The following is a 26,424-nucleotide window of genomic DNA, read 5'->3' as shown; positions in this document are numbered from 1 at the left end:
TCCGCATGACGCCCCTTCCGTTGCTGGTCGGCTCCGCTGGGCTGGCGGCGTTGGCGGCGCCAGGCGTTAGCCGACGAGTCTGGGGTGACCCCGCCCGCGGCGGTGGCCTCAAATTGGCAGCGTTACAGCGGTCAGTAGGAGCAACAAGCGCGCCAGTAAATGCCTGGCTGCCTCGACTGCCCGATTTGCGGTCTTCCTCTCGTCTCCTCGTCTTGTCTCGTCGTTGCGGTAAGCGAAGCCGGGGCCGCCCATCTGCATGTAGACGGCACCGCGATGCCACCGAGCGCCCGCGGTCTGACCCGGGGTGTCGAAAGCGCTGACCATCACCCCGAGGGTTGAGGTTCTGACTGAATTGTCGGCGGCGGAAGCACGGGGTTACCGTTTTCGGCGTGCTTCAAGAACGCGGTGCGTTCGCCGATGCTGCGCGGAAACGCGAAACGCAATTGGCGCAACGGCTCGCGGCATCGGTGGCAGCAGACAAGGAGTTCGAGGCGGTGCTGCGAGGTGCCGTTGAACACAACCGCGAGTGCCGACAGCGACTCGATGCAGTCGAACGTGAGATCAAAGAGGCCGCCGCCACCTGGCGTGGCCTGGACACCCCTGCGGGGGCTCGCCAATTCCAGCAGTTCTTGGTCGGCAAGACCCGCGAAATCCGCAAAGTGGTTGCCGACGGTGTTGCCGACGGTCGGGCCAGGGCCGAAGCGGTGCAAGCTCTCAGCGGGGGTTACACGGTCGAGGGTGGTCTCCGCCGGGCGCCGACCGATGGTTCCGACGTCACGGCGCACCTGGCCGGCTGGGATCGGCCCCTGAGCCCGGCGCCTGGCACTTCAGAGGATCAGACGGCGTTCGATGATCTGTTGCGGGCCAACGATCGGGCTGTGCTCGAGGCGATGGCCCGGGTACGGGCCGCCCAAAAGGCCCTCGATGACGCCGCGGGCAAGGCCTATGCCCACGGCGCCGGCAGCGATGAGGCCCATGAGGCGATGACCCGACTTCCGACCTTGAAGAAGAACCTTGCCGATGCCCTCGATGAACTGGGCAAGATCCCCGACTACTCGACCATTGACCCTGCCTCGGTGCACCTGGGCGCCGACGGAGCATTGTCGTTCGCCTACACCCTTGAGGGCCAGAAAATGGTGGTGACTGGCACTCTCAAGAACGGTACCGGCGAAATCTACGACCAGGGCGCCGGTAGTGGCAGTAGCGCGTACTTCACCTACCAGGACGGCAAACTGGTCGCCTCCCGATTCCTCGACCCTGGCCGCGTCACCCCTGATGACGCACTGCTGCAGAACGTCATCTTCACCGCGGTGGGCGCCGGCCCGGCCGTCACCGCCGGCAAGGCCGGTGTCGAAGCCGGCTGGCAAGGCATGCGGGCCTTGTTCGCCCGCGAAGCCCTCGAAACCAGTGGCGGCAGCGCCGCCGGCCTGAGCGCCGACAACGTGTTGCCCCGAGCCATCGCTCACGCCGAAATCCGCGCCCAGGCCGCCGCCGACGATCTCGCCATCCACCACCCAGGACTGCATACCCCCATCACCACCAGCGGCGACCACGTCCCGCCCGTGATCACCCACGAACATCCACTGCCGGAAGCCGGCGTGCACGTTCCTCACACACTGCCTGAACCGGTGATACCGGGACCTGCTTTCACGTTGGACAACCCACTCGACCACATGAGTCCGCAGCTGCGGATCTTGTCCGAACAGCACCTCACCGGCACCGGCGAAACTGTCCTCGGACCATTTCAGCCGCTTGGGGGCCCGTCCTACATTGATGTCGCACGGGAACGCGGCGCCAGCTACTTCGACATCGGGCAGCACGCATGGAACGCAGCGACCGAGACCGAGCGACTCGCCGCAAACCAGCACGTACTTGATATCGCTGTCGCCAATCGCGATAGAATTACTCTGTCAGTACCATTTCGTATGATTCGGCAAGACAGTTATACGGGCGCCGAGATTCGGTACCTCGAATCCCACGGATACGTGCGCAGCGGCAACACGTTGATTCCGCCAGGACCAGGGAGTGGATAAATGACGCGATTATTGGAATTGTTCCTCAAGTATCTCCAGATGTTGTATCTGGACCCAAAATACCGGATCACCAACTCCACAACTACTGGTTCACCTGCCGAGGACGCATCGCTGCGGGTGACCGGCGACACGACCAGTTGGCAGGTAATCAACGACCGAGGCCAGATCTACGTAGCGGTCGCGCCAAGTCGCCTCGATACGACCGAAAACTGGTTCAGACTTACATCGATTCGGCAGTATCTTGATGGGGTTGAAGAGCGTACCACTCTGCTTACGGACGAGCTCGCGGTTTGGCTAAGTCAAAACATAGACCGAGTGGAAGCACTGTTTGTTGATTCGATTGTAGAAACTTCCTGCAAAGCCCTAATCAGTTTGGAGGAACTGAAGGCTACTGAGCTGTTCGGGCCGCCCTAACGATGACACTTAATGGCCTTCCGGAAGGTCAATCAGCGAACGCGTGGGCGTGGATACCTTGGCTCCAAATCGGAGGAAGGCCGTAATGAAGGCATGTTGGAATTCCATCTTCAGTACCTCGACTTCATCTATCGGAATCCCGATTTTCGGATAACGAACTCCCGAACCTCAGGTTCGGACACCATCAATGCCTCGCTCACCCTCACGGGAACGATACTAAGCTGGCAAATCGCTAACGACCGCGGTCAGATCTTATTCGACGTAGCACCAACCAAGTTGAGGTCACCTGACAACTGGTTCCGAGTCCCTATCGTCCGAGAGTACTTGGACGGCTACGACGAGACCAACGTGGTATCGCCAGCGGAGGCGGCATCATGGATCCGCGACAATGTGAGGCGCATCGAAGATTTGTTTGCCGACCCATCGGCAGCCCAGTCGTGCAAAGCACTTGCGGCACTAGAGGAAGCAAACACGCTGAAGCATTGGGGCCCACCGAGGTAGCTCCGTTTGCAGACGTGAACGCGGCGGGATGAACAAATCCCTCAAATCTTCGCGCCCCGCCCCTCCCAGTACGGGTCACGCAGCTTGCGCTTGTACAGCTTGCCGTTGGGGTCGCGCGGCATCTCAGCGATGTAGTCAATTGACTTGGGCAGCTTGAACTTCGCCAGCCGCGCAGCCGCGTACTCCATCAGCTCGGCGGTCAACGCGTCGTCACCGACCACACCCTCGGCGGGCTGCACCACGGCCTTGATTGCCTCGCCCCAGTCCTCATCGGGCACCCCGAACACCGCCACGTCGAGCACCTTCGGATGCATGATCAACTCGTTCTCGATCTCAGCCGGATAGACGTTGACCCCGCCGGAGATGATCATGTTGGTCTTGCGGTCCTGCAGGAACAGGTAACCGTCCTCGTCGAGGTAGCCGACGTCGCCCACGGTGAACAGGTCACCTGCGCGGCTCTCCTCGGTCTTCTTCTTGTCGTTGTGGTAGGCGAAGCTGGATCCGCCCATCTGCATGTAGACGGTGCCGGCCTCGCCGGGCGGCAGCTCGTTGCCGTCGTCGTCGAGCACCTTGACCACCGAGTACGGCCAGGCCTTTCCGACTGAACCCGGATGTGTCAGCCACTCGGCGCCGCTGATCTTGGTTCCGCCGCCCTCGGTGGCGGCGTAGTACTCGGTGATCACCGGGCCCCACCAGTCCAGCATCTGGCGCTTGACCTCGGGCGGGCACGGCGCCGCGCCGTGGATGATGTTGCGCAGCGAGGACATGTCGTAGCGCTCGCGCACCTCGGTCGGCAGCGCCAGAAGCCGGCGGAACTGGGTGGGCACCATGTGGCTGTGGGTGACCTTGTGGTCGGCCATGAGGCGCAGCATCTCCTCTGGTTCCCACTTGTCCATCAGCACCACCTTGTGGCCGAGCTGGATGGAGATGGCCGAGAAGTTCAGCACCGCAGTGTGATACAGCGGGGAGCCGCAGATGTGCACGTGGTTGTCGAACGGCGCCAGGTCGTACAGCGCGAAGAAGCCGGCGGAGGCGACCGGCACTGCGTCGGGGTCGGCTCCGGTCAGCGGACGTTTGACGCCCTTGGGCTTGCCGGTGGTGCCGGAGGTGTAGAGCATCGCCGCGCCCATGGTGCGCACGTCGGGCCGGCCCTCTTCGCCGGCGCCCAGCGACGACAGCGCAGTGAAGCCGTCGATGGCACCGACCGCGAACCGCCGGTCGGCGGCCAGGCCGGCCTCGTCGGCGGCGATCTTCGATGCCTCGGCGAATCGCTCGTGGGCGACAAGGACTTTCGCGCCGCTGTCGGAGAGAATGTAGCCGATTTCCGGGCCGGTCAGGTGCCAGTTGATCGCGACGATGTACAGGCCGGTCTGCATCGCGGCGAAGTACACCGCGAGGGTGTCGACGATATTGGGCAGCACCATCACCAGCACATCGCCGGGCTCCAAGCCCATTGCCTGCAGGCCTCGGCCGTAGCGGTCGGCGCGGGCGGCCAGCTCACCGTAGGTCAGCTGACCACCGTGCACGTCGACCACGGCGACGGCGTCGGGGGTGTCACGGGCGATGTTCCACAGGCCGGCTTCGCTCATCCGGCCAATCTAGAACGTGTTCTAGTCGGCGTGCAAGGCGAAGCTCAGATCAGCGACGCCAGCTGCTGAACCTGGGCGGTGTCGCGGGCGGCGACCACCATCATCGTCACCCCGGCGGTCTCCCACACCTTGATCTGGGAACGCACGTAGTCGATGTCACCGACGATCACGGCGTCGTCGACCAGCTCGTCCGGGATGACCTTGGCCGCTTGTTCTTTGCCGTCCTTCTGTCCGCTGCGGAACAGCTTGGTGACGTCGTCGACGACCTCCGAATACCCCATCCGGCGGTAGACCTCGGCGTGGAAGTTGGTGTCCTCGGAGCCCATGCCACCCATGTAGAGCGCCAGGAACGGCTTGATCCCGGCGAACGCCGCGGCGCGGTCCTCGGTGATGACCACCTGGGCGGTCGCGCAGATCTCGAAGTCCTCCCGGGTGCGCCGCGCGCCGGGCCGCGCGAAGCCCTCGTCCAGCCACTCGTTGTACATGTCGGCCAACCGCGGCGCGTAGAAGATCGGTAGCCAGCCATCGGCGATCTCGGCGGCCAGCGCGATGTTCTTCGGTCCCTCTGCGCCGAGCATCACCGGGATATCTGCGCGCCGCGGGTGCGTGATCGGCTTGAGCGCCTTGCCCAGTCCGGTGGTGCCCTCCCCAGAAAGTGGCAGCGGGTAGTGCGGTCCGGCACTGGTCACCGGGGCCTCGCGCGCCCACACCTGCCGCAGGATGTCGATGTATTCGCGAGTGCGGGCCAGCGGCTTTCCGAATCGCTGGCCGTACCAGCCCTCGACCACCTGCGGCCCCGAGACGCCCAGACCCAGGATGTGCCGGCCACCGGAGAGGTGATCCAACGTCAACGCGGCCATCGCGCACGCGGTCGGGGTTCGGGCTGACAATTGCACCACCGAGGTGCCCAGCCGCACCCGCGACGTCGAGGACCCCCACCAGGCCAGGGGGGTGTAGGCATCCGAGCCCCAGGCCTCGGCGGTGAAGACGGCGTCGAAGCCCGCTTCCTCGGCCGCAGCCACCAGTTCGGCGTGGTTGGTCGGCGGCTGCGCGCCCCAATATCCCAGTTGCAGTCCCAGCTTCATCGGTGAATTCCTCCTGGCCTTCTTGCTCAGATTGTTAGAACCTGTTCTACTCGATGCCGTGACCGTCAGCGAACACCGCTCCGCCCTGACAGAACACCCGGAACCGCCGCTGTCCGCACCCCTGGGGTTGTCTTTCGACTACACCCGTTCGACAGGTCCGGTCCTCGGCGCGTTCTTCACCGCTCTGCGTGAGCGCCGCATCGTCGGCGTCCGCGGCTCCGACGGTCGGGTGTACGTGCCGCCCGCCGAATACGACCCGGTCAGCTACGAACAGCTCACGGAGATCGTACCGGTGGCCAGTGTCGGCACTGTGGTGTCATGGACCTGGCAGCCGGAGCCACTGGAAGGCCAGCCCCTGGACACCCCGTTCGCCTGGGCGCTGATCAAGCTCGACGGCGCCGACGTGGCGTTGCTGCACGCGGTGGCCGCCGAAGGCCCCAAGGCGATCAGCACCGGTACCCGGGTGCACGCGCACTGGGTCGACGAGCCGGTCGGCGCCATCACCGACATCGCCTACTTCGCCATCGGTGAGGACGCCGAGCCGACTCCGCAGACCTCCGACGACGAACGCGACCCGGTGTCGATGGTCATCACCCCGATCGCGCTGGAGATCCAGCACAGCGCCTCGCATCCCGAGAGCGCCTACCTGCGTGCGCTCAAGGAGGGCAAGCTGCTGGGCGCGCGCACCACCGGCCCGAACGGGGAGAAAGGGAAGGTGTACTTCCCGGCCCGCGAGGCCGACCCGGCCACCGGCCGGCAGCTCACCGATTTCGTCGAGCTGCCCGACACGGGCACCATCACCACGTTCGCGATCATCAACATCCCGTTCCAGGGCCAGAAGATCAAACCCCCCTACGTAGTGGCCTACGTGTTGCTCGACGGCTCCGACATCCCGTTCCTCACACTGGTTTCCGACGTCGACGCCGCGGACGTGCGGATGGGTATGCGGGTGCAGGCGGTGTGGGCGCCTCGCGAGAACTGGACCTACGGCATGGAGAACATCGAGTACTTCCGGCCGACCGGGGAGCCGGACGCCGAATACGACACCTACAAGCACCACCTGTAAGGGGAACCCGCCAGATGAGCACTCGCGATGTCGCGGTGGTGGGCTTCGCCCATGCCCCGCACGTCCGCCGTACCGACGGCACCACCAACGGCGTCGAAATGCTGATGCCGTGCTTCGAACAGCTTTACCGGGAACTGGGCATCGAAAGCACCGACATCGGCTTCTGGTGTTCCGGTTCCTCGGATTACCTTGCCGGGCGGGCTTTCTCGTTCATCTCGGCGATCGACTCGATCGGCGCGGTTCCGCCGATCAATGAGTCGCACGTGGAAATGGACGGCGCGTGGGCACTCTACGAGGCCTACATCAAGGTGCTCACCGGTGAGGTCGACACCGCGCTGGCCTACGGATTCGGCAAATCCTCGGCCGGGCAGCTGCGCCGGATCCTGGCGCTGCAGACCGACCCCTACACCGTCGCCCCGTTGTGGCCGGACTCGATCTCGATCGCCGGGCTGCAGGCGCGGCTCGGCCTCGACGGCGGCCAGTGGACGCAAGAACAGATGGCCCGGGTGGCGCTGGATTCGTTCGCGGCCGCCGAGCGGGTGGATTCGGTGGAGTCCTCCACCAGCCTTGACGAGCTGCTGGAACGCCCGTTCTTCGCCAACCCGCTGCGCCGCCACGACATCGCGCCGATCACCGACGGTGCCGCTGCGATCATCCTGGCCGCCGGCGACAAGGCCCGCGAACTGTGCGAAAACCCGGCCTGGATCACCGGTTTCGAGCACCGCATCGAGTCGCCGGTGCTCGGCAGCCGGGACCTGACCCGCTCACCGTCGACCACCGCGTCGGCACGCGCGGCCAGCGGCGACGACATGCCGGCGGTGGACGTCGCCGAGATCCACGCGCCGTTCACCCACCAGCAGCTGATCCTCACCGAGGCGATGCGGCTGCCGTCCAAGGCGAAGGTCAACCCGTCTGGGGGCGCGCTGGCGGCCAACCCGATGTTCGTCGCCGGGTTGGAGCGCATCGGCTTCGCCGCCCAGCACATTTTCAATGGTTCGGCAGGCCGGGTGCTGGCGCACGCCACCAGCGGGCCTGCGCTGCAACAGAATCTCGTCGCGGTGATGGAAGGCCGAGAAGGGCGGAGTAACTGATGGCTGAGATCGCCGCGGTGCTGGGCACCGGGCAGACGAAGTACGTCAAAGCGCGTCACGACGTGTCGATGAACGGACTGGTGCGCGAGGCGATCGACCGTGCGCTCGCCGACTCCGGCTCGACGTTCGACGACATCGACGCGGTGGTGGTCGGTAAGGCGCCGGACTTCTTCGAGGGCGTCATGATGCCGGAGCTGTTCATGGCCGACGCAGTGGGCGCCACCGGCAAGCCGCTGATCCGGGTGCACACCGCGGGCTCGGTGGGCGGCTCGACTGCGATCGTCGCCGCCAGCCTGGTCAAGTCGGGTAAGTACCGGCGGGTGCTGGCGATGGCTTGGGAGAAGCAGTCGGAGTCCAACGCCATGTGGGGGTTGAGCATCCCGATTCCGTTCAGCAAGCCGGTCGGTGCCGGTGCGGGCGGTTATTTCGCCCCGCACGTACGCGCCTACATCCACCAGTCCGGCGCACCGCTGGACACCGGCGCCAAGGTTGTGGTCAAGGACCGGCTCAACGGCGCCCGCAATCCGCTCGCGCATCTGCATCAGCCCGACATCACCGTCGACAAGGTGATGGCCTCCCAGATGCTGTGGGACCCGATCCGCTTCGACGAGACCTGCCCGTCCTCGGACGGCGCGTGTGCGTTGGTGATCGGCAACGAGGCCGCCGCGCAGGCCCGGGTCGACGCGGGCGCACCGGTGGCCTGGATTCACGCCACCGCGCTGCGCACCGAACCGCTGGCCTACTCCGGGCGCGACCAGGTCAATCCGCAGGCCGGCCGGGATGCTGCGGCCGCACTGTGGCGCGACGCCGGGATCACCAGCCCGATCGACGAGATCGACGCCGCCGAGATCTACGTGCCGTTCTCCTGGTTCGAGCCGATGTGGCTGGAGAACCTGGGTTTTGCGGCGGTCGGTGAGGGCTGGAAGCTCACCCAGGCCGGCGAGACCGCGATCGGCGGGAAGCTGCCGGTGAACCCGTCCGGCGGTGTGTTGTCCTCCAACCCGATCGGCGCGTCAGGGATGATCCGGTTCGCCGAGTCGGCAATCCAGGTGATGGGCAAAGCCGGGGACCACCAGGTTCCGGACGCCCGTAAAGCCTTGGGCCACGCCTACGGCGGTGGCTCGCAGTACTACTCGATGTGGGTGGTCAGCAGCGACAAGCCCGATAAACCCGCCGGCTGATGAAATACACCCTGAGCGTCGCGATGGGGCCGGTCGAAGAACTGGTCGCACTGGCGCGATGCGCCGAAGAAGTGGGTTTCGACGCGGTCGCACTGCCCGACTCGCTGTTCTTCATGGAGTCCGCCGCCGCGGACTATCCCTACACCCCGGACGGTTCGCGGATGTGGAACGCGGACACCCCGTGGGTGGATCCGCTGATCGCCGCCGCCGCGATGGGGGCGGTCACGACGAGGCTGCGGTTCTACACCAACGTGCTCAAGCTGGGGTCACGCAACCCGCTGCTGCTGGCCCGCCAGGTGGGCTCGGTGGCCAACCTGACCGGCAACCGGTTCGCTTTGGGAGTCGGGATCGGCTGGGCGCCTGAGGAATTCGAGTGGTGCGGAGTGCCGTATGCCCGCCGTGGCGCCCGGGTCGACGAGATGATCGACGTCATCAAACTGGTGCTGGCCGGCGGGATGGTCGAATTCCACGGCGAGTTCTACGATTTCGACCGGCTGCAGATGAGCCCGGCTCCCGGCGAGCCGGTGCCCTTCTACGTGGGCGGGCACACCGACGTCGCGCTGAAGCGCGCCGCCCAGATCGGTGACGGCTGGACGTCGGCGATGATGACCGGCGCCCAGCTGGCCGAGACCATCGGCAAACTCCAGGCGCTGCTGGCCGAGCACGACCGCGCCGACGTGCCGTTCGAGTACCAGGCGGTGTGCATCGACAAGTTCGGCGTCGACGGGCACCGCGAACTGGCGGCGGCCGGCGTCACCGACAACATCGTGATCCCTTGGATGCTGGACGGATTGGGTTTCGACGCCCCGCTGGACGCCAAGCGGGAATCCCTGAAACGTTTTGCCGATACCTATATTCATTCCGGCTGGCAGGAGTAGACCCATGCAACTCGATCACCCCGCCCACGTGGCAGGCCAACGCTCCCGCGACGCGGTAGCCGCCCGCGACAAGGAGGCCTGGCTGTCCGTCTTCGCCGACGACGCCATCGTCGAGGACCCGATCGGCCCGTCTCCGTTCGACCCGGAAGGCACCGGCCACCGCGGCCGTGACGCGATCGCGGCGTTCTGGGACAAGGCGATCGCCGCGACCGACAAGATCGAGTTCAACTTCGTCGACACCTTCGCCTGCGGTGACGAAGAAGCCAACGTCGGCTCCATCGTGACCACCATGGCCGGCCACCAGATCACCACCGATGGGGTTTTCACCTACCGGGTGAACGACGCGGGCCAGCTCATCGCGCTGCGCGCCTACTGGGAGGTCGAGCGCGCCGCGAAGACCGCCCGCAAGATCTGAATCCGCTCGATTCGTTGACTACTGTCGCGGATGCGGAGTAACACAATCCGCACCCGCACGCGGGGCCTGAGCAGTTGCCGTTGCCCGACCAGGTAAAAAATGTTAATTTGCTGAAAAGAAAAAGGCGGCGTTTTACTTTTCAAGGGGCTTGTCATGCGGAGGACTCGCGTAGCGGTGGGAATCGTCGGCGCCGCGGTCGCACTCGCCGGCCACGCCGGCGCCGATGCGATCGACGACGGCTGGCCGTACGGCACGGGTCCGGGCATGGATCAGCCCGGCTTCTACGACGTCCTATCGTGGACCAACGGCGGGCGGGACCAGTTCGGGCCCATCAGCAACACCCACGGCGACTACACCGTCTACCACTCCCCCGGCGGCGCCGACTGGTACACGGCCCACATCAATAATTTCGTCATCCCCAGCTTCTACAGCAACGAGCACACCGAGGTCCTCAGCCTGCTCGATGATTCGGCCGGCTACCCCAGCGTGGGAACGGTTCTCGACACGACCGAGATGTTCAGCTTCGCTACCCCCGTTTTCGGCACGTTCGAGTTGTTCACCAACACCGTCATCAATGACCCGGAACTGGGGTACGCCACCCAATTCTCGTTTCTTATCCCCTCGATCAGCAACACCTTCCTGATCACCGAGGACGGCATGAAAGACGTGGTCAGTTTCGGGAATTCATTCACCCTGTTCGAGATCCCCTTCACCGCGGACTCGGGCGCCGGGGACGCCTCGGATGCCGGTGACTCCTTCGCCCTCCTGCTGGCAGCACTCGACGGCAGCACCTAGCCCGGCTGCACCGGTTCCAGGCCGGCGCGGTAACGCTGCGCGAGATCCTGGTAGTACTTCGGGTTCACGTTGATCCACATCTCGGCGCCCGTCCCGGCGAGCGGGCCTTTGACGACGGCAGGCGCACCGGTCACCAGAACCCCGTCGGGGATCTTCGTCCCGGCGAGCACCGTGGCACCCGCCGCAACCAGGCTGCGACTGCCGATCACCGCGCCGTCGAGCACCGTGGAGTGATTGCCGATCAGCGCCTCGGCGCCGATGTGCGCCCCGTGGATCAGGCACATGTGGGCCACCGTCGCACCGGGTCCGATGTCCACCGGAACACCCGGCGGAACGTGCAGCACCGACCCGTCCTGCACGTTGGCTCCCTCCCGCACCACAATGGGTGCGTCGTCGCCGCGAAGTATGGCGCCGAACCACACCGAAGCACCGGCCTCGATGGTGACGTCGCCGATCAGGGTGGCGGTCGGTGCGACGAATGCGGTGGGGTCGATCCGCGGAGAACGCCCGTTGAAAGAGAACAGCTGCATCGTTCAGATATACCAGGGACCAAAGACCCTGAACCAGCAGGGCTTATTGCGCAAACAGCTGTCAAAACTGTAACGTGTTCTAGTTAGAAGCTATGGGTTGGAGGCAACAGGTGAGCACTGACAACGCCGACGTCGGCGTCCGGGAGATCGACACCGGCGCACTGCCGGACCGCTACGCCAGGGGCTGGCACTGCCTGGGCCCGGTGAAAGAGTTCCTGGACGGCAAACCGCACTCGATCCACGCATTCGGCGCCAAGATGGTGGTGTTCGGCGACTCGCACGGTGACCTGCACGTACTCGACGCTTACTGCCGCCACATGGGCGGTGACCTGAGTCGCGGCACCATCAAGGGCGACGAGGTCGCCTGCCCGTTCCACGACTGGCGCTGGGGCGGCGACGGCCGCTGCAAGCTGGTCCCCTACTCCAAACGGACCCCGCGGATGGCCCGCACCCGCTCCTTCCCGACCGACGTGCGCGGCGGCCTGCTGTTCATGTGGCACGACCCGGAGGGCAACCCGCCCCCGGACGAGGTGCGGATCCCGGAGATCTCGGAGTGGTCCAGCGGCGAGTGGACCGACTGGCGCTGGAATTCCATGCTGATCGACTCCAACTGCCGCGACATCATCGACAACGTCACCGACTTCGCACACTTCTTCTACATCCACTACGGCCTGCCCACGTCGTTCAAGAACGTCTTCGAGGGCCACGTCGCCTCGCAGTACCTGCACAACGTCGGGCGTCCCGACGTGCCCGGCCTGGGCACCTCCTACGGGGAATCAGAACTCGATTCGGAAGCCTCGTACTTCGGGCCGTCGTTCATGATCAACTGGCTGCACAACACCTACGGCGGTTTCAAGGCCGAGTCGATCCTGATCAACTGCCACTACCCGGTGAGCCACGACCAGTTCCGGCTGATGTGGGGCGTCATCGTGCAGAAACCCAAGGGCCTGGACGACGCGACCACTGAAAAGATCGCTGACGCCATGACGGACGGCGTCAGCAAGGGCTTCCTGCAGGACGTCGAGATCTGGACGCACAAGAGCCGCATCGAGAACCCGCTGTTGGTCGAGGAGGACGGCGCCGTCTATCAGCTGCGCCGCTGGTACTCGCAGTTCTACGTCGACGCCGCCGACGTCACCCCCGAGATGACCGATCGCTTCGAGATCGAGATCGACGCGACGGTGGCCAACGAGAAGTGGAACGCCGAGGTGGCCGAGAACCTGCGGGGACAAGGCGAGGCAGAAGAGGGCGCAGAAAGCGCAGAGTCCGCCGAATCCGTTAACGCCGAGTAGCCGTCGCCATGAGCCCGGAGGAACACGGCGTCCCGGCCGCTGAAGACCTGGCGCGGTCCATGCTGGTGCTGTACGGCCCGCATGACGACCACGACCACGAGCCTGACGCCGACGATTCCGGCCCCGACACCCGCTACGCGCGGCAACCGCTGTTCCCGGTCGACCCGGACCGATACGAGGCGATACGTGCTGCGACGGAACGGGATTCGGATCGCTACCTGCACTCGGGCCTGGTGCCGGTCGAGTGCCGGCACTGCCGGGCCACTGTCGAGGTGAAGAAGCTGGGACCCGGATACACCTCAGTGCAGTGGGGTTCGGCTGCGCTGAAGCAGTGCGCGTACTTCGCCGCCGAGCGGGAAGCCGGCAACACCAGCAGCCGCGCCCGTGGTTGCCCGAACCTGGCAAAGAGCATTCGGCACGCGGTCGCCGAGGGCCACCTCGAGGAGAGCTCAAGCGCCCCGCCGCCCGGCGACGGCATCGACTGAGCCCGGGAAGCGCTAACGTCTCACAGGCCGGCGAAGCGCTCCTGCACCTGCTCGGTGGTCAGGCCGTAATCCTCCAGCGCGTAATGGTGTTTGGGCGCGCGCGGTCCGGTCTTGCTGGCGGCGTAGTCGTCGGCCATCGCCTGACGTGCCTCATCCGACAACGGCAGGCCGAAGCGCTCGTAGATACCCGCCGCGGCGGCCACCGGATCGGCGACGAAGTCGCGATAGTCGAGATCGCAGAACTGGGCCTGATCGTATTGGGCGCGCTGGCTGTTGAACAGCTCCAGCCCGCGGGCCCACGTCTCCAACTCGTCGGCGCCGATCTGCGCGCCGACAAAGGTGTTCGACTGGCCTTCGGTGGTGTGCTGGGCCAACGAGCACATCGACGCCATGATCGTCTCGGCCGGGCGGTGGCACTGCACGATGAGCGCATCCGGGTAGACGGCCATGATCGCGTCCAGGGCGAACAGGTGACTGGGATTCTTGAGCACCCACCGCTTCCCCGGGTCGTTGAGGCCGATCAGTTGCAGGTTGCGGCGATGCCGCTGATACGACGGCGCCCAATCCTGCTCGGAGAGCCAGCGCGAATAGCTCGGCAGATGCGCCAGGGTCTCATAGGACACCGAGTGCAGCGACTGACGCAGCAACTGCCAGCACTCCTCCAAGCCGTCGGCGGTCATGAAGTGCAGCCCGGTGTAATCCGGGTTCTCTTCATGGTGCCGGGCGAACTGCGCCTGCATCTGCGCGAAGACCGGATTGTCGTCCCAGGTGTCGCGGGGCGGGCGCGGCTGCGGGAACTCGGCCAGCCACATCTCCAGCCCCTGATGGTCCGGGTCGGCTCCCAGCAGCCGGTGCAGCGCGGTGGTGCCGGTGCGGGGCAGGCCGGTGACGAAGACCGGCCGCTCGACGGCGACGTCGGCGTACTCGGGATGCTGCTTCCAATTGGCCTGCGACAGCAACCGGGCCACCAGGGCGCCACGCAGGAAGAACCGATTCATCTTGCTGCCCAGCTCAGTGAGATCGGCCTCATGGGCGTAGGAGTCCAGCAGCACGCCGAGCGCTTCGCGGTAGTTGTCGTCGTCGGGGCCGAAGTCGTCGAGGCCGACCATCTTGGTGGCCGAGGCGTGCAGATCCTCGACGGTGCCCACATCGGTGCGCTGGGCCATCAGTTGTGGTACTCCCCGCAGTTGACGTCGAGGACCTGGCCGCTGATCCCGCTGGCCAGATCGCTGGCCAGAAAGAGCACCGCCGAGGCCACCTCATCCTCGGTGGGCAGGCGTTTCAGATCGGAGTTGGCGGCAGTGGCGGCGTAGATCTGATCGGCGGTGGTGCCGTACTTGCCGGCCTGGTGGTTGAAGTAGCTCTGCAGCGTCTCACCCCAGATATAACCGGGTGCAACGGAATTGACCCGGATTCCCTGCTCGCCGAGTTCGGAGGCCAACGATTGCGACATCGCCAGCAGCGCGGCCTTGGCCATCTTGTAGGCGCCGTACTTGGGCTGCGAGTGCCGGATCACCATCGAGTTGAGGTTGACGATCGCGCCGTTGGCCTGCGCCAGGGCCGGCGTGAAGCCCTGGGTCAGGCGCAGCGCCCCGAGCCCGCTGAGCTCGATGGCGTCCCGGATGTGCTGAAACGTGGTCTGCGCCAACGGCTTCATCGATGGGACCCGGAAAGCGTTGTTGATCAGCACGTCGATGTGGTCGTACTCGGCCGAGGCGGCCTGAACCAGGTTGGCGACCTGATCGTCGTCGGTGATGTCGGCGGGCACCGCCAGTGCGCGCCGACCGGCGGCGCGGACCTGTTGCGCCACCTCCTCGAGGCGATCCGCACTGCGCGCGGCCAGCACCAGGTCGGCGCCTTCGGCCGCGAACCGGTGCGCCAGCGTGCTGCCGAGCCCCGGCCCGACCCCGCTGATCACCACGACTTTGCCGTCCAGCATTCCGGTCATCTTCACCCCAGCATTCTGTTAGCGATTTGCTGCTGCCGCAGCGCGATACGCGCGCGCCAGCCCTCTTCCGAGATCTTGTTGTGGTCGTAGAAGGGCAGTGCCGCCGGCACCGCGTCGACGTCGACGAGTTCGACGGTCGGGCCGTCGGCCTCGGTCAGCGGTCGCGACACCCGCTGCCAGCGGAACTGCAGAAAGCCGCGGCGATGGCCCAGCGTCTCGACCCAGTTGGCGACACCGGGATTGGTGTCGGCGACCACGATCCGGATCTTGCCGTCCGGATCCGCTTGCGCCTGAGTCGCGTTCAGCGACGTCTGGTGGTTGATGTAGTCCAGCGAGATGTACCAGAGGCTGCCCAGCTGGAAGCCCAGATACGGCGCATCGGTCACCGGCAGGGTGATCACCAGGGCTTCGTCGGGCCGCAACTCGTAGTGCCCGGCGGACGAGTACTGGGTGGCCAGTCCACCAGGAGTGAGCCGCGGCGCCACCATGGTGTTGACCGGGAGATTGAGATAGAACCACTGCGGGAAGGCCAGCCAGGTTTTGACCCGGTTGATCAGTTGCTTCCCCGCTGCCGCATAACGCTTCTCGAGGAGTGCGCGGGTCAGGGGCGGCGGCGCAGTGCCCTCTGTGTCGGTTCGGGCGATCGAGAGCGTGCCGCGCTGGGCGGCCCAGTCGTTGTAGACCTCCCGGATCACCAGTTGCGCCGGCGTCTTCGGCTGGAATCGCCAGGTGAAGCTGCCGTCGGCGGCGACATCGAGCTCACGGTCGTCGAACGCCGCCTCGCTGGCCGGAACATTGTCGTCGGTGTATTCGCCGCCGAGCAGTTGGAAGCTCAGGTCCGTCGTGGTCCCCCGAGTCCCGCGAACCACGTAGTCGTTACCGGGGCGCACGACGGTGCCGAAGTACAGCGTGTCGGGATTGTCCAAGCCCATCTTGGTGAACGGCCCGGTGCCCGACATCAGGAACGGATGGTCGCGTTCGGAGTTGAACGCGGCGTGCACGCACGCTTCGACTCCCCCGGCCAGATACTGCAGACCCTCAAGCAGGTCGGCCTCGGTGTCGATGTGGGGGGCGGCGGCGACCAGCTTCTCCGCCTCGGCGATCGCGGCCGAAAGTGGCTCGGAGTACATCGCGCAGCACCTCACTGATCATCGGTTGGTTCACTATTGGACCGCATTGGTAGATATCTCGAACCGACTTTAGACGGTCGCGCTACCATGCTGCAATGGCTGTGCCCGGACAAGCGGCGCCCGGACAAGCGGCGCCCGGACAAGCGGCGCCCCGACAAGCCGTTCGGTCGTCGCCTCCCACCGAACGGGTGGTTGCCATCCTGGACTTTCTGGCGCAGCACCCCGACCAGCGCTTCGGCCTGTCCGAACTGGCCCGCCGGACCGGTCTGTCCAAGCCGACCTGCCTGGGTATCGCGACCACCCTGACCGACGCGGGCTACCTGATCCGAGACGGTTCGGACAAGGCCTACCGGCTCGGTCCAGGGCTGATCTCACTCGGGCGCGCTGCCCAGCAGTCACTACGGGTCGGCCCCGAGGCACGGGACGAATTGCGCCGGCTCTCGCACGCCTTCGCCACCTCGGCGGCGCTGAGCGCAGTGGTCGACGACCGGATCACGGTGCTGGAGTTGGTCGCGGCACCGAACACGCAGCTGAGGGTCCAGGCCGGCCAGAGCTATCCATTCGCGCCGCCGGTCGGACTGATGTTCGTGCTCTGGGACGACGCTGCCCTGCGGGACTGGCTGGCCCGACAGCCCACCATCCCACTGCGCTCGGAGAGCGAGCGGCTCGAGCGTGTCGTCGCCGAATGCCGCGCCGACGGCTACCTCGTCGAGCGGCTGACCCCGGGCGGGCAGCGGCTCTACGCCCTGATGGCGGGCCTGTCCAGCGACCTGCCCGACGAACTGCGGGCACTGCTCGGCGAACTGGTCTCGGCGATCGGCGAGCGGGTGTACCTGCGCGAAAAGGGCGGAGCAGCCGGCAATCGACAGCGCCACGACATCAGCGTCATCTCGGCGCCGGTCTACGACCATCATCAACGCCAGGCGATGGTCGTGTCGCTGCACGCCCAGCGGGCGCTGACCGACACCGAGATCACCAAGTGGGCCCGCGGGCTGCTCCGGACAGCCGACGCACTCACCACACAACTCGGCGGGACCAAGCCGACGCCGCAGTCGAGTTCGGCGCCATGACGGCGTTGGTGTTGCCCGTCGCCGATCGGCTGGAGCTGTCCGGGCTCGTGCACCGCTACGCCGCCTACGTCGACGGCCGGCGGTTCGACGAGGTGGCCGAATTGTTCACCGCCGATGGCGAACTGATCCTGCCCGAGCCGCCGGATCACTTGGAGCCGCACGTGCACCACAACGGCGGAGCCGGGATCATCGCGGCGATGGGGACGCTGGCCCGCATCACCCGAACGCACCACTCGATCGTCGGGGAGGTCTACACCGCCATCCAGACCGGGCAAGCCACCGGCGATGCGGCCAACGGGGCCATCACCGGGGTCGCGCACCACTGGGTCGAGAGCAGCGGTCAGATCACCGACCACGTCTGGTACCTGCGCTACAGCGACGTCTACCGCCGCGACGCACAGGGCTGGCGGATAGCGGTGCGCAGCCTGTCGATCGATGCCATCGAGACCCGGCCGACCCGAAAGGTGCGCGCGTGACTCCCCCCAAGAAGCCCCAGATCTCCATGCAGTTACGAACTTTCACCGACGACGCCGACTTTGACTGGGGTGCCACGCTCGCGCTGGGCGCCGCGATGGATGCTGCCGGGGTGGATCGCGTCGTGGTCTCCGACCATGTGGTGTTCGGTGAGAATCCGGATGCCTACGCCGATCCCAAGCTGGGTGGGGTCATCGGTGGGCGGCAGCCGACCGGTCCCGACGGCCAGTGGCTGGACCCGCTGATCGTGCTGACCGCGCTGGCGGCCACCACCGCCCGCATCCGGCTCGGCACCGCGGTGCTGCTGGCCGCACTGCGCCGACCGGCCGTGCTGGCCAAGCAGTTGGCCACCCTGGACGTGCTGTCGAGCGGGCGGCTCGATCTCGGCGTCGGCGTCGGCTGGCAACGCGAGGAGTACGAGGCCGCCGGCCTGCCGTTCGAACGTCGCGGCCGCCTGCTGGATCACACCCTCGAGGTGTGCCAGACGCTCTGGACCCGGCAGCGCAGCAGCTACGCCTCTCCGGAGTTGTCGTTCGAGAACATCCATCAGATGCCCAAACCCGCTCAGCCGGAAGGTGTCCCGATCTGGGTCAGCGGAACCGTCAACGACGCGGTGGCCCGTAGGTTGGCCCGGTTCGGCTCCGGCTGGATCCCGTGGGGCCCGGCGATCCAGGATCCGGCCGGGGCCATCGCGGCGATGAAGGACCGCGTCGCCGGCCTGGGAGGCGATCCGACCGGCCTTCAGGTGCTGGGCCACGCGAGAACCGTCAAGCAGGCCGACGGCTCCATCGACACCGCCGCCACCGCGGCGTCGGCGCCGGCACTGGTGGCCGCCGGCGTCACCGATGTACGGGTCACCTGCTCACTGCCTCGCGACACCGGCCGCGCGGCTGATCTGCTGAGCGAACTCGTCGAGGCGTTCCGCGCCGCAACCTAGGAGACACCATGGAAAAGGTCGTGATCATCGCACGGACAACCGATTTCAGCGACGACTGGTGCGCCAGGCTGCGCGGTCCGGTCGCCGCGGAGCTGCTGGATCTGGGAGTTCCGGGGCTCGCGGTCAACGTACGCGACGAGCCAGTGCGGGACGCCATGATGCAGCTGACCACCTTGGATCCGCCGGCGGCCGCGGTGATCAGCCTGTGGACCCAGCAGTATTACGGAGATCAGGCCCGGGCCGCCATTGCGCTGATCGAAGCTGAATCCGATTCGGCGGCAGCGTATCTGGTGACCGAATCGGCCCCGATGCCGCCACCGGACCCCGGCGACGGCGCGCGCACCCCCGGGCTGGCCAATGTGGCGCTGCTGCGCCGGCCCGCGGACCTGGACCAGGCGACCTGGTTGCATCGCTGGCACATCGACCACACCCAGGTCGCGATCGACACCCAGGCGACCTTCGGCTACACCCAGAACGTCGTGGTCCGCGCACTCACCGACGATGCACCGCCGATCGACGCCATCGTCGAGGAACTGTTCCCCGATCGCGCGGTGTCAGACCCGTACGTGTTCTACGGCGCGGCCGACGAGGCCGATCTCGCCGACCGGCTCAAGCGACTGCTGGGCAGCGTCTCCCGGTTCGGCGCGCACCAGAACATCGACACGGTGCCCACCAGCCGCTACTTGTACCGGTCGCCGTTCGTCACACGCACTGCTGAGACAGCGTGATCAACGCGTCCCGCACATGCGGGTGCCGTTCGAGGTAGGCGAGCGTCGGGTTCGGGGCGCCCGGGTCCTCCTGCCGCCCTCGTTCGTCCAGTTCAGCCCTGACGTCCGGATGCCGATTGAGGTACGAGTCGATGGATTCGCCGACGGTCTGATCGCACGGTGCGGCGTTTGCGACCGGCGCGATCGTCAAGACCACACCGGCCACACCGGCCCACACTGCTCGGGTCACGTTCATGCTTCGACGGTACCTGCGCTTCGCCGCAAGTTCAGCTGACGCTGGCCAGCGCAAACGGCAGCACCTGCGGCGCACCGGCGGCGCGCAGCACCCTGGCGGCCATCGTCAGCGTCCACCCGCTGTCGGCCACGTCGTCGACCAGCAGCACCGGGCCCGTATCCGCCGGGAGTTCGGCGGGCGGCTGCCAGGAACCCTGCAGGGCGGCAACCCGGTAGGCCGAGTTCGCCGCGGCCGTGGCCCGCCGGCCCGGCGCGTAGCACAACGTGTCCAGCCGAGTCAGCCGGCCGAGCTCGGCCAGCCGGTCGGTCAGTGAGCCGATCAGCACCGGATGAGTGGCCGAATCGAGCCCCATGATTGCGGTGGGCCTGGTCTTCCAGTCCCAGGCCGCCAGCACCGCCACCGCCGCACCCACCACCTCTTCGGGAACCTCCCGGTCCGGCTCGTCGAGCAGCCGTCGCAGCCGCGCGCCCCAGCCCAGGTCGGTGAGCCGGCCGATGACCCGGCCCGGCTCGGGCCCGTCGGTTATCCGGCCGGACAGGTCGACACCGAGTTTCGCCAGCCCGGACGGCCACTGGCGGCGCGGGGTGAGCTCGACGCCAGGACGCATCAGCCGCTCCCGGGTGGCCGCGGCGGCGGCCGCATCCACGTCAGCGGTGAACCGCGGCCCGGCGCAGTTGTCGCAGCGCCCGCAGCGTTCCCCGGCGCGCAGCTGCGGGTCGTTGAGCTGGGCACGCAGGAAGCTCATCCGGCACTCGCCGGTGGTCTGGTAGTCGAGCATCGCCTGCTGTTCGGCCCGGCGCAGCTCATCGAGGTTGCGGTAGCGCTGTTCGTCATAGCTCCACGGCTGCCCGGTGCCCAGCCAGCCGCCCTTGACCCGCCGCACCGCGCCGTCGACGTCGAGGACCTTGAGCACCATCTCCAGGCGCGACCGATTCAAGTCGACCAACGGTTCCAGGGCCGGCGTCGACAGCGGTCGCTCGCCGGAGAGCTCACTGATCACCCTGCGCACCAACGGTTCCGGCGGGAACGCCAGCGACGCGAAGTAACGCCAGATGTCTTGGTCCTCGGTACCGGGCAGCAGGATGACCTCGGCGCTGGCGGTGGAGCGCCCAGCCCGTCCGACCTGTTGGTAGTAGGCGATCGGCGACGACGGCGCACCCAGGTGGATGACGAAGCCCAGGTCCGGCTTGTCGAAGCCCATCCCCAGCGCCGAGGTGGCGATCAGCGCTTTGACCCGGTTGGCCAGCAGGTCGGCCTCGAGTTGCTCGCGGTCGGCCGCTTCGGTGGAACCGGTGTAGGCGGCCACCGGGAAGCCTTGGGCGCGCAGGTCGGCGGCGACGTCATGGGCCTGGGCCACGGTGAGTGTGTAGACGATCCCGGAGCCGGGCAGCGCATTCAGGTGGGCGCCGATCCAGGCGGCACGTTGCGCCGGACCGCCGGCCTGCACCACCGACAGCCGTAGCGACTCCCGGTCCAGGCCGCCGCGCAGCACCAGCGTGTTCTGGTCGTCTGGGCCGCCGACTCCGAGTTGGCCGGCGACGTCGTCGACCACCCGATCGTTGGCGGTCGCGGTGGTCGCCAGCACCGGGACTCCCACACCCAGATCTGCGATCAGGGTGCGGATGCGCCGGTAGTCCGGCCGGAAGTCGTGGCCCCAGTCCGAGACGCAGTGTGCCTCGTCGATGACGACGAGCCCGGCGGATTCCGCCAGCGCCGGCAGCACGGCGTCCCGGAAATCCGGATTGTTGAGCCGTTCCGGGCTGACCAGCAGCACGTCGAGGTCACCGGCGGCGACCTGCGCCTGGATCGTCGTCCAGTCGGTGACATTGGACGAATTGATGGTCGCCGCCGCCACCCCGGCGCGTTGGGCGGCCGCGACCTGGTTGCGCATCAGCGCCAGCAGCGGCGACACGATCACCGTGGGTCCGTGCCCGGTCGCCCGCAGCAGTTTGGCTGCGATGAAGTAGACCGCCGATTTGCCCCAGCCGGTGCGCTGCACCACCAGCGCCCGGCGGCGGCCCACCACCAGCGCCTCGATCGCGGTCCACTGGTCGTCGCGGAGGGTGGCGTGTTCTCCAGCCAGCTGCTCCAGAATCGCCTGAGCTTCGGCGCGTGCGGTCGAGTTGGCAGAGGAAGACACAGGCCCCATGGTGCCCGAGGGCCCCGACAGCTACTCGGCGGCCGCCCGCTCCCGCTGGATCTCCAAGGCGATGTCGATGAGCTGGTCCTCCTGGCCGCCGATGAGCTTGCGCTGGCCGGCCCGGTGCAGCAGTTCGTGGGCGGGCACCCCGTAGCGCTCACCCTGCCGGACTGCGTGCTTGAGGAAGCTGGAGTACACCCCGGAGTAGCCCATGATCAGCGCGTTGCGGTCCAGCACGCACTCGGCCGGCATCGCCGGGCGCACCACTTCCTCGGCGGCATCAGCGATGTCGAAGAAGTCGATGCCGGTCTTGATCCCGACCTTGTCGAACACCCCGATCAGCGCCTCGACCGGGGCGTTGCCCGCACCCGCGCCGAATCGGCGCACCGACCCGTCGATCTGCTTGGCACCGGCGCGCACCGCCTCCAGGGAGTTGGCCACGCCGAGCCCGAGGTTCTCGTGGCCGTGAAAGCCCACCTGGGCGTCGTCACCGAGCTCGGCGACCAGCGCAGCCACCCGGTCGCGAACACCTTCGAGCACCAGTGCGCCGGCCGAGTCCACCACGTACACGCACTGGCAGCCGGCGTCGGCCATGATCCGGGCCTGGGTGGCCAGCTTCTCCGGGGAGACGGTGTGGGCCATCATCAAGAACCCGACGGTCTCCAGGCCCAGCTCACGAGCCAACCCGAAGTGCTGGATGGAGACGTCGGCCTCGGTGCAGTGGGTGGCGATCCGGCAGATCACACCGCCGTTGCCCTGCGCCTCCTTCATGTCTTCCTTGGTGGCCACGCCGGGCAGCATCAGGAAGGCGATCTTGGCTTCCTTGGCGGTCTGCGCCGCGAGCTTGATCAGCTGCTGGTCCGGGGTCTTGGAGAACCCGTAGTTGAAGCTGGATCCGCCCAGGCCGTCGCCGTGGGTCACCTCGATCACCGGCACGCCGGCGGCGTCGATCGCGGCGACGATGGCGCCGACCTCGTCGGTGGTGAACTGATGACGCTTGTGGTGCGAACCGTCCCGCAGTGAAGTGTCGGTGATCCGCACGTCCCAAATACCGGTCATTTCGCGCCTCCAGCTTTCGCGGTCGCCATCTCGCGGGCGATCTCCTCGCCGACCTTGGTTGCCGCAGCGGTCATGATGTCCAGGTTGCCCGCATAGGGGGGCAGGTAGTCACCGGCGCCCTCGACCTCGACGAAGGTGGTGACGACCGCGCGTCCGCCGGAGTTCAGCGACGGCTCGTCGAACTGCGGCTCGTTGAGCAGCCGGTAGCCGGGCACATAGGTCTGCACCTGGGCGACCACGTCACGGATCGACGCGGTGATCGCGTCGCGGTCGGCATCCTCGGGGATCTGGCAGAAGATGGTGTCGCGCATGATCATCGGCGGATCGGCCGGGTTCAAGATGATGATCGCCTTGCCCTTTTGCGCGCCACCGATGGTCTGCACGCCCGCCGAGGTGGTCTTGGTGAACTCATCGATGTTGGCCCGCGTCCCCGGCCCCGCAGAAACGCTGGCGACGCTGGCGACGATCTCGGCGTAGGGCACCGTGCCGCCCTGTTCGGTGACCGCCCGGGTCACCGCGTAGACGATCGGAATGGTGGCCTGACCGCCGCAGGTGATCATGTTGACGTTCGGGGCGTCGACGTGTTCGTGCAGGTTGGCCGGCGGGATCACAGCCGGGCCGACCGCGGCCGGGGTCAGGTCGATGGCCCGGATGCCGGTCGCCTCGTAGCGGGGTGCGTACGCCTTGTGCACGTAGGCGCTGGTGGCCTCGAAGACGAAGTCGGGCAACTCGTCTTGGGCCAGCAACCAGTCCGCCCCCTCGGCCGAGGTTTCCAAACCCAGCTTGCGAGCCCGGGCCAGGCCCTCGGACTCCGGGTCGATGCCGATCATCCAGCGCGGCTCCAACCACTCCGAGCGCAGCAGTTTGTACAGCAGGTCGGTGCTGATGTTGCCCGACCCGACGATCGCGACAGACGCCTTAGCAGCCATGAACGCTCTCCTCTATTCGAAAACCAGCCGGACCGAACCCAGCCCGGCGAAATCGGCGACGCAGTCGTCGCCGGCGTGCACGTCGATGGCCCGGGTGGCGGTGCCCGGCAGGACGATGTCCCCGGCCTTCAACCGCACCCCGAAACTCTCCACCTTGCGAGCCAGCCAAGCCACCGCGGTGACCGGGTTGCCCAGCACCGCGTCACTGCGGCCCTGTGCGACCACCTCGCCGTTCTTGGTCAGCGTCGCGTCGATGTTCTTGATGTCTATGTCCCCCGGCTTGACCCGTTGTCTGCCGAGCACGAACCCGGCCGACGAGGCGTTGTCGGCGATGGTGTCGCACAGTTTGATCTTCCAGTCGGCGATCCGGCTGTCGATCAACTCGATCGCCGGGGCGAACGCCTCGGTCGCGGCCAGCACGTGCTCCTCTGTGCAGTCCGCACCCGGCAAGTCCTCGGCCAGAATGAACGCCACCTCCACCTCGACCCGCGGGTACAGGTAATTCGCCGCGGCGACCGGCTTGTCCTCGAACACCTGCATCTCGTTGAGCAGATGCCCGTAGTCCGGTTCGTCGACGCCCATCATCTGCTGCATCGCCTCGCTGGACAGGCCGACCTTGTGCCCGACGACCCGGGCGCCCTCGGCGATCCGCTGGCGGATGTTGATCAGCTGGATCTCGTAGGCGTCGACCACGTCGATGTCGGGCTGCCCCGCGGTCAACGGTGAGATCGGGACACGACTGCGCTCCGCTTGCGCCAATTCGGCGGCGAGTTCGTCCCGGATCTGGGCGCTGAGCATTTTTTGAAGTTCCCCTTGGTGTCGAGGGTATGAGCGGATCGAACCGCACGCTAACTGCAACTCTATAACGTGTTCTAGTTGCCGGGGGAAACTGCGTTCCGGCTACCGGGATCGTCGCTCAAAGACCGCGGAGGCCGACGGCGCGTTCGCCGCCGGCCTCTGCGGATCGGAGCCGAACAGAACCGCTTAAGCGCTGGTCAGGTCAGGACTTGCCGGTGTAGTCGACCTGCCAACGCTTGATCGCGTTCAGCCAGCCGGACTGCAGCCGGTCCGGGGCGGCCAGCGGCTTGAGGTCCGGGATGTGGTCGGCGATGGCGTTGAACATCAGGTTGACCGTCATGCGGGCCAGGTGGGTGCCGATGCAGTAATGCGCACCGGTGCCACCGAAGCCGACGTGCGGGTTGGGGTCACGCAGGATGTTGAACTGCTGCGGGTTGTCGAACACCTCGGGATCGAAGTTGGCGGCGCGGTAGAACATCACCACGCGCTGACCTTCCTTGATCTGCGTTCCATTGAGGTTGTAGTCGCGGGTCGCGGTGCGCTGGAACGACGACACCGGGCTGGCCCAGCGAACCACCTCGTCGGCGGTGGTCTCCGGGCGCTCCTTCTTGTACAACTCCCACTGATCGGGGTGGTCGATGAAGGCCATCATGCCCTGGGTGATCGAGTTACGGGTGGTCTCACTGCCGGCCACCGCGAGCAGGATGATGAAGAACCCCAGCTCGTCGTCGTTGAGCTTCTCGCCGTCGATGTCGGCCTCGATCAGCGTGGTCACGATGTCGCCGCCGGGGTTCTGCCGCTTCATCTCGGCCAGCTGCAACCCGTAAGCGATGATCTCCATCGCCGACGTCGCCGGGTCGTACTTCTCGGCGTACTCCGGGTCGTCATAGCCGGTCATCTGGTTGGTCCAGTTGAAGAGCTTGCCGCGGTCTTCCTGCGGCACCCCCATCAGGCCGGCGATCGCCTGCAGCGGCAGCTCGGAGGCCACCTCCACCACGAAGTCGCCGGTGCCCTTGGCGAGGGCCTCCTTGGCGATGGCCTGCGCACGCTCCTGCAGCTCGTCGTGCAGCGGCTGGATGTGGCGCGGGGTGAAGCCACGCGAGACGATCCGGCGCAGCCGGGTGTGCCGCGGCGCATCCTGGTTGAGCATGATCAACCGCTGTTGGTCGATCTGCTCACGCTGGATGTCGTCGTTGAACCGCGGGATGGCGGTGTTGACCTCGCTGGAGAAGACGTCGTCCAGCCGCGAGACCTCTTTGACGTCCTCGTGCCGGGTCACCGCCCAGTAGCCGCCGTCGTTGAAGCCACCGACTCCGTCCGGCTGTTCGATCCACTTGATCGGCTCGTTTTCGCGCAGCTCGGCCAACTCCGCATTCGGTATGCGCTCGGCCCAGATCACCGGGTCAGTGGGGTCGAATCCGGTCGCGATGTTGGGGGTGGCCACGCTGCGATCTCCTAACTCAGGGCATGTGCAAGCACGATGCATGCTCGTGCCAGTAAAACATGCCTCCGCCGCAGACGAAAGGCGAGAAGACGTCCTCGCCGGTAGGCAAACTGAAACGCGTTCTACCGGGCCAGCAACTCTGCCTGACCTGGCCGGGCCCGACGGGCTACGCGCTGG

26 protein-coding genes are annotated in these 26,424 nt (G+C 66.7%); 14 read left to right on the top strand and 12 right to left on the bottom strand.

Annotation, left to right across the window (positions count from 1 at the left end; translation table 11 throughout):
• Positions 1–389 precede the first annotated feature (389 nt).
• Together ACZYY4_RS00485 and ACZYY4_RS00480 are read left to right on the top strand one after the other, a co-directional pair.
• The gene (locus ACZYY4_RS00485) at positions 390–2,033 is read left to right on the top strand and encodes a DUF4226 domain-containing protein (RefSeq protein ID WP_463807453.1); all 1,644 of its coding nucleotides are present in this window, start codon (positions 390–392) and stop codon (positions 2,031–2,033) included.
• Entirely contained in the window at positions 2,034–2,447 is a 414-nt protein-coding gene (locus ACZYY4_RS00480) for a hypothetical protein (RefSeq protein ID WP_463807452.1), read from the top strand.
• Positions 2,448–2,989: 542 nt separating this feature from the next.
• Here the strand turns inward: ACZYY4_RS00480 and ACZYY4_RS00475 are convergent.
• Together ACZYY4_RS00475 and ACZYY4_RS00470 are read right to left on the bottom strand one after the other, a co-directional pair.
• The gene (locus tag ACZYY4_RS00475; RefSeq protein ID WP_463807451.1) at positions 2,990–4,537 is read right to left on the bottom strand and encodes an acyl-CoA synthetase; all 1,548 of its coding nucleotides are present in this window, start codon (positions 4,535–4,537) and stop codon (positions 2,990–2,992) included.
• Between the two features lie 44 nt (positions 4,538–4,581).
• Positions 4,582–5,622 (bottom strand): LLM class F420-dependent oxidoreductase, encoded by a 1,041-nt coding sequence (locus ACZYY4_RS00470; protein WP_463807449.1) that lies wholly within the window; start codon positions 5,620–5,622, stop codon positions 4,582–4,584.
• Positions 5,623–5,707: 85 nt separating this feature from the next.
• Here ACZYY4_RS00470 and ACZYY4_RS00465 point away from each other — a divergent pair, with 85 nt between their 5' ends.
• The 6 genes from ACZYY4_RS00465 to ACZYY4_RS00440 all read left to right on the top strand — a co-directional run bounded on the left by ACZYY4_RS00465 (position 5,708) and on the right by ACZYY4_RS00440 (position 11,048).
• On the top strand, positions 5,708–6,688 hold the full coding sequence (locus tag ACZYY4_RS00465) for a Zn-ribbon domain-containing OB-fold protein (RefSeq protein WP_463807933.1): 981 nt from the start codon (positions 5,708–5,710) through the stop codon (positions 6,686–6,688).
• A 14-nt stretch (positions 6,689–6,702) separates the two neighbouring features.
• Positions 6,703–7,779, top strand: coding sequence for a thiolase domain-containing protein (locus ACZYY4_RS00460; protein ID WP_463807447.1), 1,077 nt, complete (start codon positions 6,703–6,705; stop codon positions 7,777–7,779).
• Positions 7,779–8,960, top strand: a complete 1,182-nt coding sequence (locus ACZYY4_RS00455) for a thiolase domain-containing protein (protein WP_463807446.1) — start codon at positions 7,779–7,781, stop codon at positions 8,958–8,960. The genes ACZYY4_RS00460 and ACZYY4_RS00455 overlap by 1 nt, the downstream gene beginning before the upstream one ends.
• Entirely contained in the window at positions 8,960–9,838 is an 879-nt protein-coding gene (locus tag ACZYY4_RS00450) for a TIGR03619 family F420-dependent LLM class oxidoreductase (RefSeq protein WP_463807445.1), read from the top strand. The genes ACZYY4_RS00455 and ACZYY4_RS00450 overlap by 1 nt, the downstream gene beginning before the upstream one ends.
• 4 nt (positions 9,839–9,842) lie before the next feature.
• Positions 9,843–10,253: a nuclear transport factor 2 family protein gene (locus ACZYY4_RS00445; protein WP_463807443.1), complete on the top strand. Its 411-nt coding sequence runs from the start codon at positions 9,843–9,845 to the stop codon at positions 10,251–10,253.
• 153 nt (positions 10,254–10,406) lie between these two features.
• Positions 10,407–11,048: a hypothetical protein gene (locus ACZYY4_RS00440; protein WP_463807442.1), complete on the top strand. Its 642-nt coding sequence runs from the start codon at positions 10,407–10,409 to the stop codon at positions 11,046–11,048.
• On the opposite strand, the gene ACZYY4_RS00435 is transcribed toward ACZYY4_RS00440, so the two are convergent.
• Positions 11,045–11,578, bottom strand: a complete 534-nt coding sequence (locus tag ACZYY4_RS00435) for a gamma carbonic anhydrase family protein (protein ID WP_463807441.1) — start codon at positions 11,576–11,578, stop codon at positions 11,045–11,047. The two genes, ACZYY4_RS00440 and ACZYY4_RS00435, sit on opposite strands and share 4 nt — an antisense overlap.
• Positions 11,579–11,688: 110 nt before the next feature.
• On the opposite strand from ACZYY4_RS00435, the gene ACZYY4_RS00430 reads away from it, so the two are divergent.
• Entirely contained in the window at positions 11,689–12,870 is a 1,182-nt protein-coding gene (locus tag ACZYY4_RS00430) for a Rieske 2Fe-2S domain-containing protein (RefSeq protein ID WP_463807440.1), read from the top strand.
• 8 nt (positions 12,871–12,878) lie between these two features.
• On the top strand, positions 12,879–13,355 hold the full coding sequence (locus tag ACZYY4_RS00425; RefSeq protein ID WP_463807439.1) for a hypothetical protein: 477 nt from the start codon (positions 12,879–12,881) through the stop codon (positions 13,353–13,355).
• Between the two features lie 20 nt (positions 13,356–13,375).
• Here the strand turns inward: ACZYY4_RS00425 and ACZYY4_RS00420 are convergent, their stop codons facing one another.
• Genes ACZYY4_RS00420 through ACZYY4_RS00410 form a run of 3 tightly spaced genes read right to left on the bottom strand, consistent with a single transcriptional unit; the run spans position 13,376 to position 16,433 of the window.
• Positions 13,376–14,521, bottom strand: a complete 1,146-nt coding sequence (locus ACZYY4_RS00420; protein WP_463807438.1) for a sulfotransferase family protein — start codon at positions 14,519–14,521, stop codon at positions 13,376–13,378.
• Positions 14,521–15,303, bottom strand: a complete 783-nt coding sequence (locus ACZYY4_RS00415) for an SDR family oxidoreductase (RefSeq protein ID WP_463807932.1) — start codon at positions 15,301–15,303, stop codon at positions 14,521–14,523. Before ACZYY4_RS00415 ends, ACZYY4_RS00420 begins: the two co-directional genes overlap by 1 nt.
• Before the next feature lie 2 nt (positions 15,304–15,305).
• Entirely contained in the window at positions 15,306–16,433 is a 1,128-nt protein-coding gene (locus ACZYY4_RS00410; protein ID WP_463807437.1) for a hypothetical protein, read from the bottom strand.
• Between the two features lie 95 nt (positions 16,434–16,528).
• On the opposite strand from ACZYY4_RS00410, the gene ACZYY4_RS00405 reads away from it, so the two are divergent.
• The 4 genes from ACZYY4_RS00405 to ACZYY4_RS00390 are packed head-to-tail and all read left to right on the top strand — an operon-like array spanning position 16,529 to position 19,642.
• Positions 16,529–17,503 (top strand): IclR family transcriptional regulator, encoded by a 975-nt coding sequence (locus tag ACZYY4_RS00405; protein WP_463807436.1) that lies wholly within the window; start codon positions 16,529–16,531, stop codon positions 17,501–17,503.
• Positions 17,500–17,979 (top strand): nuclear transport factor 2 family protein, encoded by a 480-nt coding sequence (locus ACZYY4_RS00400; protein WP_463807435.1) that lies wholly within the window; start codon positions 17,500–17,502, stop codon positions 17,977–17,979. The genes ACZYY4_RS00405 and ACZYY4_RS00400 overlap by 4 nt, the downstream gene beginning before the upstream one ends.
• A gap of 26 nt (positions 17,980–18,005) precedes the next feature.
• Positions 18,006–18,914: a TIGR03619 family F420-dependent LLM class oxidoreductase gene (locus tag ACZYY4_RS00395; RefSeq protein ID WP_463807931.1), complete on the top strand. Its 909-nt coding sequence runs from the start codon at positions 18,006–18,008 to the stop codon at positions 18,912–18,914.
• An 8-nt stretch (positions 18,915–18,922) separates the two neighbouring features.
• Positions 18,923–19,642 carry an EthD domain-containing protein gene (locus ACZYY4_RS00390; protein WP_463807434.1) on the top strand — a complete coding sequence of 240 codons (720 nt, stop codon included), beginning with the start codon at positions 18,923–18,925 and terminating at the stop codon, positions 19,640–19,642.
• Here the strand turns inward: ACZYY4_RS00390 and ACZYY4_RS00385 are convergent.
• From ACZYY4_RS00385 to ACZYY4_RS00360, 6 genes are all read right to left on the bottom strand, one after another.
• The gene (locus ACZYY4_RS00385) at positions 19,617–19,877 is read right to left on the bottom strand and encodes a hypothetical protein (RefSeq protein ID WP_463807433.1); all 261 of its coding nucleotides are present in this window, start codon (positions 19,875–19,877) and stop codon (positions 19,617–19,619) included. The two genes, ACZYY4_RS00390 and ACZYY4_RS00385, sit on opposite strands and share 26 nt — an antisense overlap.
• A 31-nt stretch (positions 19,878–19,908) precedes the next feature.
• Positions 19,909–22,017: a RecQ family ATP-dependent DNA helicase gene (locus tag ACZYY4_RS00380; RefSeq protein WP_463807432.1), complete on the bottom strand. Its 2,109-nt coding sequence runs from the start codon at positions 22,015–22,017 to the stop codon at positions 19,909–19,911.
• A gap of 30 nt (positions 22,018–22,047) precedes the next feature.
• On the bottom strand, positions 22,048–23,076 hold the full coding sequence (gene dmpG, locus ACZYY4_RS00375; RefSeq protein WP_463807431.1) for a 4-hydroxy-2-oxovalerate aldolase: 1,029 nt from the start codon (positions 23,074–23,076) through the stop codon (positions 22,048–22,050).
• Positions 23,073–24,005 carry an acetaldehyde dehydrogenase (acetylating) gene (locus tag ACZYY4_RS00370; protein ID WP_463807430.1) on the bottom strand — a complete coding sequence of 311 codons (933 nt, stop codon included), beginning with the start codon at positions 24,003–24,005 and terminating at the stop codon, positions 23,073–23,075. Before ACZYY4_RS00370 ends, dmpG begins: the two co-directional genes overlap by 4 nt.
• A 12-nt stretch (positions 24,006–24,017) precedes the next feature.
• A complete protein-coding gene (locus ACZYY4_RS00365) occupies positions 24,018–24,803 on the bottom strand; it encodes a 2-keto-4-pentenoate hydratase (RefSeq protein ID WP_463807428.1) in 786 nt (261 codons plus the stop codon).
• A 202-nt stretch (positions 24,804–25,005) separates the two neighbouring features.
• Positions 25,006–26,247, bottom strand: coding sequence for a cytochrome P450 (locus ACZYY4_RS00360; RefSeq protein WP_463807427.1), 1,242 nt, complete (start codon positions 26,245–26,247; stop codon positions 25,006–25,008).
• Positions 26,248–26,424: the final 177 nt, after the last annotated feature.

It is taken from the genome of Mycobacterium sp. IDUB_21, assembly GCF_055419425.1.
The sequence above is the reverse complement of the archived record's forward strand: the minus strand, read 5'-3'. Positions and strand labels throughout refer to the sequence as shown.

Excerpts from the sequence above, each read along its gene's own strand:
- ACZYY4_RS00440 (WP_463807442.1), top strand. The coding sequence starts at position 10,407 with ATGCGGAGGACTCGCGTAGCGGTGGGAATCGTCGGCGCCGCGGTCGCA.
- ACZYY4_RS00410 (WP_463807437.1), bottom strand. The coding sequence starts at position 16,433 with ATGTACTCCGAGCCACTTTCGGCCGCGATCGCCGAGGCGGAGAAGCTG.
- ACZYY4_RS00385 (WP_463807433.1), bottom strand. The coding sequence starts at position 19,877 with ATGAACGTGACCCGAGCAGTGTGGGCCGGTGTGGCCGGTGTGGTCTTG.
- ACZYY4_RS00460 (WP_463807447.1), top strand. The coding sequence starts at position 6,703 with ATGAGCACTCGCGATGTCGCGGTGGTGGGCTTCGCCCATGCCCCGCAC.
- ACZYY4_RS00405 (WP_463807436.1), top strand. The coding sequence starts at position 16,529 with ATGGCTGTGCCCGGACAAGCGGCGCCCGGACAAGCGGCGCCCGGACAA.
- ACZYY4_RS00475 (WP_463807451.1), bottom strand. The coding sequence starts at position 4,537 with ATGAGCGAAGCCGGCCTGTGGAACATCGCCCGTGACACCCCCGACGCC.
- ACZYY4_RS00470 (WP_463807449.1), bottom strand. The coding sequence starts at position 5,622 with ATGAAGCTGGGACTGCAACTGGGATATTGGGGCGCGCAGCCGCCGACC.
- ACZYY4_RS00400 (WP_463807435.1), top strand. The coding sequence starts at position 17,500 with ATGACGGCGTTGGTGTTGCCCGTCGCCGATCGGCTGGAGCTGTCCGGG.
- ACZYY4_RS00390 (WP_463807434.1), top strand. The coding sequence starts at position 18,923 with ATGGAAAAGGTCGTGATCATCGCACGGACAACCGATTTCAGCGACGAC.
- ACZYY4_RS00420 (WP_463807438.1), bottom strand. The coding sequence starts at position 14,521 with ATGGCCCAGCGCACCGATGTGGGCACCGTCGAGGATCTGCACGCCTCG.
- ACZYY4_RS00450 (WP_463807445.1), top strand. The coding sequence starts at position 8,960 with ATGAAATACACCCTGAGCGTCGCGATGGGGCCGGTCGAAGAACTGGTC.
- ACZYY4_RS00395 (WP_463807931.1), top strand. The coding sequence starts at position 18,006 with ATGCAGTTACGAACTTTCACCGACGACGCCGACTTTGACTGGGGTGCC.
- ACZYY4_RS00455 (WP_463807446.1), top strand. The coding sequence starts at position 7,779 with ATGGCTGAGATCGCCGCGGTGCTGGGCACCGGGCAGACGAAGTACGTC.
- ACZYY4_RS00445 (WP_463807443.1), top strand. The coding sequence starts at position 9,843 with ATGCAACTCGATCACCCCGCCCACGTGGCAGGCCAACGCTCCCGCGAC.
- ACZYY4_RS00365 (WP_463807428.1), bottom strand. The coding sequence starts at position 24,803 with ATGCTCAGCGCCCAGATCCGGGACGAACTCGCCGCCGAATTGGCGCAA.
- ACZYY4_RS00415 (WP_463807932.1), bottom strand. The coding sequence starts at position 15,303 with ATGACCGGAATGCTGGACGGCAAAGTCGTGGTGATCAGCGGGGTCGGG.
- ACZYY4_RS00435 (WP_463807441.1), bottom strand. The coding sequence starts at position 11,578 with ATGCAGCTGTTCTCTTTCAACGGGCGTTCTCCGCGGATCGACCCCACC.
- dmpG (WP_463807431.1), bottom strand. The coding sequence starts at position 23,076 with ATGACCGGTATTTGGGACGTGCGGATCACCGACACTTCACTGCGGGAC.
- ACZYY4_RS00480 (WP_463807452.1), top strand. The coding sequence starts at position 2,034 with ATGACGCGATTATTGGAATTGTTCCTCAAGTATCTCCAGATGTTGTAT.
- ACZYY4_RS00370 (WP_463807430.1), bottom strand. The coding sequence starts at position 24,005 with ATGGCTGCTAAGGCGTCTGTCGCGATCGTCGGGTCGGGCAACATCAGC.
- ACZYY4_RS00425 (WP_463807439.1), top strand. The coding sequence starts at position 12,879 with ATGAGCCCGGAGGAACACGGCGTCCCGGCCGCTGAAGACCTGGCGCGG.